The organism is Synechocystis sp. LEGE 06083 (assembly GCF_015207725.1).
In the GTDB taxonomy this organism is placed as follows: Bacteria; Cyanobacteriota; Cyanobacteriia; order Cyanobacteriales; family Microcystaceae; genus Synechocystis; species Synechocystis salina.
In genome coordinates this window covers 1-5,144 of the sequence record NZ_JADEWJ010000272.1, presented here as the reverse complement: position 1 = coordinate 5,144, position 5,144 = coordinate 1, and the positions used below count along the sequence as shown (strand labels likewise).

The following is a 5,144-nucleotide window of genomic DNA, read 5'->3' as shown; positions in this document are numbered from 1 at the left end:
TAACTGGGTTTTGTTTCAAAGTCTGGACTGGCACCAATGAAGAATAGTTGGTTGCCGTTACGAATTTCAAAGTTAGCGGCATCTGTTCCTTCAACGGTTAAAACATTATTGTTACCACTGGCATCGGGGTCTGTAATGGTGAGGTCTCCAATAAGAACTCCACCAGTTGTATCGATATTCTCATTAATGCTGGTGTTGTCTAAACTTAAATCGGTGGGAGCTTCGTTGACATCATTGACAGCAATGGTGAAGGGTTCAGTATAAATTAATGCACCGTCGGTGGTTTTGATGGTGATGTCGTAACTGGGTTTTGTTTCAAAGTCTGGACTGGCACCAATAAAGAATAGTTGGTTGCCGTTGCGAATTTCAAAGTTAGCGGCATCTGTTCCTTCAACGGTTAAAACATTATTGTTACCACTGGCATCGGGGTCTGTAATGGTGAGGTCTCCAATAAGAACTCCACCAGTTGTATCGATATTCTCATTAATGCTGTTAGCTGATAGGGCTAAATCGGTGGGAGCTTCGTTGACGTTTGTGACAGTAATGACGATCGCCTGGGAATCACTCAGTAACCCATCACTGGCCGTTACCGTAATGTCATAGACGTTATCCGTCCCAATATCTGTTGGATTTTCAAAGTCAGGAGATGTTTTAAAGGTGACTATGCCTGTATTACTGTCAATGTCAAAGAGGAGATAGTCTCCTGTTGTTTCCAAACCATAGGTAATGGAGTCACTTTCGGGGTCGGTGGCGGTGACGGTGTAGACGGTTCCTATGCCATTTTCGGCAAAGTTGGCTGTCGTACCACTGGTAATCGTTGGGGCTTCGTTGACATTAATGACCGTAATCGCCACATCTTGAGAATTAGAGTTTACGAGTCCATCGTTAGCCGTGACAGTGATGTTGTAAACATTGTCGCCATCGTCACGTCATCATTGGAATCCTCGAAGTCGGGAGGCGCTAAGAAGGTTACCTGTCCTGTCTTGCTATCAATGGTGAATAAAGCCCCATCGATGCCCCCAAGACTGTAGGTAAGGGTTGCCCCTTCTGGGTCATTGGCTGTGACAGTGTAAACAACCCCTGTGTCATTTTCATTAAAGCTAGCTGTGGGGGCACTGGTAATGGTCGGAGCCTTGTTGGACAGAATACGAAGAGTCGTCGTCACGACTTGGCTCAAATTTTGGAACGTTTTCCCGTCATCGACCACAAAGGTAATGAGACGGTCTGTGGTGTCAATATTCGGAGACGTATTGTTGTAGGTGACCGTCCGCAATACTTGTTCATACTCAGCCACCGTACCGTTCCCCGCCAGCGTGAGCACACCATTGCTATAACTAACGGTAATCGGCCCCGTTGCCGTCGCACTCAGAACTTCATCAGTGCCATCGAGGAGATTCGAGATCGTAATGGTGGCACCGGCTAAGGTCGCCGAATTTGCATCTGATAATGTCAATCCGGGGCTCACAATGGCCACAGGGGCAGCACCGGACTGAAAAACAGCACTAAAATCTTTAACGAATAGGGGATCTGAGGTAAGTTCAATGATGCCGCTAGCCCCAATGTCGGCACTGCCAAAGACCACATAACTTTCCCCGGCATTACTTACTCCATTGGGGTCACCTCCAGATGCACCAATAAGGAGGTCATCAAAGCCATCGCCATTGACATCCCCCGCACTACTCACTGAATAACCAGAATCATCAGATAGATCAATACCGTTGATGACGAAGCCGTTGCTACCATTTAAGTCGGCAAGATTGAGGCTACTGCTAAAGCCACCACTCTTACCAAAGACCACATAACTTTCCCCGGCATAACTTTGTCCATTGGGGTCACCTCCAAATGCACCAATAAGGAGGTCATCAAAGCCATCGCCATTGACATCCCCCGCACTACTCACTGAATAACCAGAATCGTCCCTGCTATCAATACCGTTGATGACGAAGCCGTTAAAGAGTTGTGCTCCGTTCAAATCCAGCACGGGCGCACTATTGTCAATGTCGCTAGCCCCAATGTCGGCACTGCCAAAGACCACATAACTTTCCCCGGCATTACTTACTCCATTGGGGTCAGCACGGTATGCGCCAATAAGGAGGTCATCAAAGCCATCGCCATTGACATCCCCCGCACTACTCACTGACAAACCAGAATAGTCATTAGAATCAATACCGTTGATGACGAAGCCGTTGCTACCATTTAAGTCGGAAAGATTGAGGCTACTGCTGAAGCCACCACTCTTACCAAAGACCACATAACTTTCCCCGGCATTACTTACTCCATTGGGGTCGGCAAAGACTGCGCCAATAAGGAGGTCATCAAAGCCATCGCCATTGACATCCCCCGCACTACTCACTGAAAAACCAGAATAGTCACTGTTATCAATGCCGTTGATGACGAAGCCGTTGCTACCATTTAAGTCGGAAAGATTGAGGCTACTGCTAAAGCCACCACTCTTACCAAAGACCACATAACTTTCCCCGGCATTACTTACTCCATTGGGGTCAGCAAAGTATGCGCCAATAAGGAGGTCATCAAAGCCATCGCCATTGATATCCCCCGCACTACTCACTGAACGACCAGAAGCGTCACTTCCATCAATGCCGTTGATGACGAAGCCGTTGCTACCATTTAAGTCGGCAAGATTGAGGCTACTGCTAAAGCCACCACTCTTACCAAAGACCACATAACTTTCCCCGGCATTAAATTGTCCATTGGGGTCGGCTCTATTTGCGCCAATAAGGAAGTCATCAAAGCCATCGCCATTGACATCCCCCGCACTACTCACTGAACGACCAGAATAATCAGCTAGATCAATGCCGTTGATGACGAAGCCGTTGCTACCATTTAAGTCGGCAAGATTGAGGCTACTGCTAAAGCCACCACTCTTACCAAAGACCACATAACTTTCCCCGGCATTACTTTGTCCATTGGGGTCGGCAAAGTATGCGCCAATAAGGAGGTCATCAAAGCCATCGCCATTGACATCCCCCGCACTACTCACTGAACGACCAGAAAAGTCACCTCCATCAATACCGTTGATGACGAAGCCGTTGCTACCATTTAAGTCGGCAAGATTGAGGCTACTGCTAAAGCCACCACTCTTACCAAAGACCACATAACTTTCCCCGGCATTAAATTGTCCATTGGGGTCACCTCCAAATGCACCAATAAGGAGGTCATCAAAGCCATCGCCATTGACATCCCCCGCACTACTCACTGAACGAGCAGAAAAGTCAATGTTATCAATGCCGTTGATGACGAAGCCGTTGCTACCATTTAAGTCGGAAAGATTGAGGCTACTGCTAAAGCCACCACTCTTACCAAAGACCACATAACTTTCCCCGGCATCACTTACTCCATTGGGGTCACCTCCAAATGCACCAATAAGGAGGTCATCAAAGCCATCGCCATTAACATCCCCCGCACTACTCACTGAAAAACCAGACTGGTCATCAAAATCAATACCGTTGATGACGAAGCCGTTGCTGCCATTTAAGTCAGAAAGATTGAGGCTAGACATAATAATTAATTAAAATAAGTTAGTAATTAAGTATTGAAAATCAAAGCTGCGGGGCTAACCGTCATCCACGGTAATGACCCGACGAATCTCATCGGTCTTGAAGGCAATGGCCATCGGTCTACGGAAATTAGGCAAAAATTGAACGTCATAGAGTTCCTCCACCACCCCCTCAATGCGGAGCGTATGCACCACATCCCCCGTGCATAGGTCAATCACCACCAACCCACAACGGGCTTCCGCTTGTTTGGCTGTTAATCGGTCACTAATTGGCAAATTCCGAAAGGTCTTGTTTTTCCGCACCTGGGACAATCCCACCACCGCATAATCCCCGTGAAACGCTAATCCCCGTTGATAACCCGCACAGAACGCCACCGGTTCAAATTGCCCCCGTTCCAAATCCACAAAGCCAAAATCCCCCGTCCCCGAATTGAGCAACCAGAGCCTATCCCGATACCAACGGGGAGAATGGGGCATGGTTAACCCCTCCACCACAATGTCATTAGTCTCAATATCAATTACACAACCACCGTCAATACACTTATCCCGCCAGCCATCCGCCACATCCGAACGGCTCACCGTGGTCACATACTTCGGTTTTCCCTCCCTGACCGCCAACCCATTAAGATGGCAACGGTCTTCTGCCGCCAGCTTAGAAATAAACGGAGGTTGCCAATAGGGTTTAAAACTATGGCTTTCACTCATCGTCCCCAGGCAACTAAACAGTGTATTAACAAATACCAACTGCTCCGCCTGCTTCTCGGCAATATCCGGGCAGACCACCAAATCATGAATATCTAAATCCCCCGTCACATAACCCATCTGGGGCAGGAACAACCCATCGTAACCATCATGGGTTTGCCCGGTCGCTAGCACATTCTCAAAACGCCACAGTTGATATAACGAACTGATATAAATACTGTTTCCCTGGACATAAAGCCCCATACACCGCTCTAAACTCCGCTCAAACACCGACAACTTACCGTCGGGCTGTAAGCCAATAAAAAACAGCTTGCCCGCTTGATAGGTTGTAAAGACAAGACTAATATTCTGGTCGTATAACCAAGGGGTAAACTGTCGTGAGGCATTTAGTTCTAGCGAGTTTGCCGTTTTCAATTAGCCTACCTCTCTGTTGATGAATTCAATCGGGGGTATTGCACCAAAATTCCCGCTAGTCCAACAAGTGCAGATCGCCTCCGCCTTAGCAAAATCATATTCCGTGCCGTAAATTGCCCCAAAATTAGCCCAGAACAAATCAGACAGGGCAAAATCCGAAGGATAGGTGTAAACACCGTTGAGATAGTCAGCAAGTAAGGACATAGGACAACAACCAGAATGTGGTTAAGAGAAAAACAGAAACAAGCCTAAGTAACAAAATCAAGTACCATCCACACCGATTAGACATTATCCAACTCGGGATCTGGGCCTATCACGGCTGGATTACGGTAGCCCGGTAGCACCGTCACCGCAAAACCTTCCTCCACTCCGGTATTGAACAAAAAAGTGCCAACCACCTGGCCATTGCGGAGATCCACCACCGCAATGCCCTTGGGAGTACGAGCCAAACCCATGGCCTGGTCAAAGTGGGCAAAGCGCATCCGCAGTTTGCCCTGATGGACCCCAATAC

Annotated in this window: 5 protein-coding genes; all 5 read right to left on the bottom strand. The window is 47.8% G+C overall.

Features of this window, described 5'->3' with window-relative positions:
• Positions 1–854: cadherin repeat domain-containing protein (locus IQ219_RS16550; protein ID WP_194073331.1), on the bottom strand; the 854-nt coding region annotated here is incomplete at its 3' end.
• 17 nt (positions 855–871) lie between these two features.
• Positions 872–3,520: an integrin alpha gene (locus tag IQ219_RS16545; RefSeq protein ID WP_194073330.1), complete on the bottom strand. Its 2,649-nt coding sequence runs from the start codon at positions 3,518–3,520 to the stop codon at positions 872–874.
• Between the two features lie 54 nt (positions 3,521–3,574).
• Positions 3,575–4,633: a TIGR03032 family protein gene (locus IQ219_RS16540; RefSeq protein WP_194073329.1), complete on the bottom strand. Its 1,059-nt coding sequence runs from the start codon at positions 4,631–4,633 to the stop codon at positions 3,575–3,577.
• Entirely contained in the window at positions 4,634–4,837 is a 204-nt protein-coding gene (locus IQ219_RS16535) for a hypothetical protein (RefSeq protein WP_194021394.1), read from the bottom strand.
• A 77-nt stretch (positions 4,838–4,914) separates the two neighbouring features.
• The coding region (locus IQ219_RS16530) for a TIGR03032 family protein (protein WP_228017241.1) at positions 4,915–5,144 on the bottom strand (230 nt) is incomplete at its 5' end.

What these genes read in the sequence shown, in the direction of transcription:
- IQ219_RS16535 (WP_194021394.1), bottom strand. Translation starts at nt 4,837, where the DNA reads ATGTCCTTACTTGCTGACTATCTCAACGGTGTTTACACCTATCCTTCG.
- IQ219_RS16545 (WP_194073330.1), bottom strand. Translation starts at nt 3,520, where the DNA reads ATGTCTAGCCTCAATCTTTCTGACTTAAATGGCAGCAACGGCTTCGTC.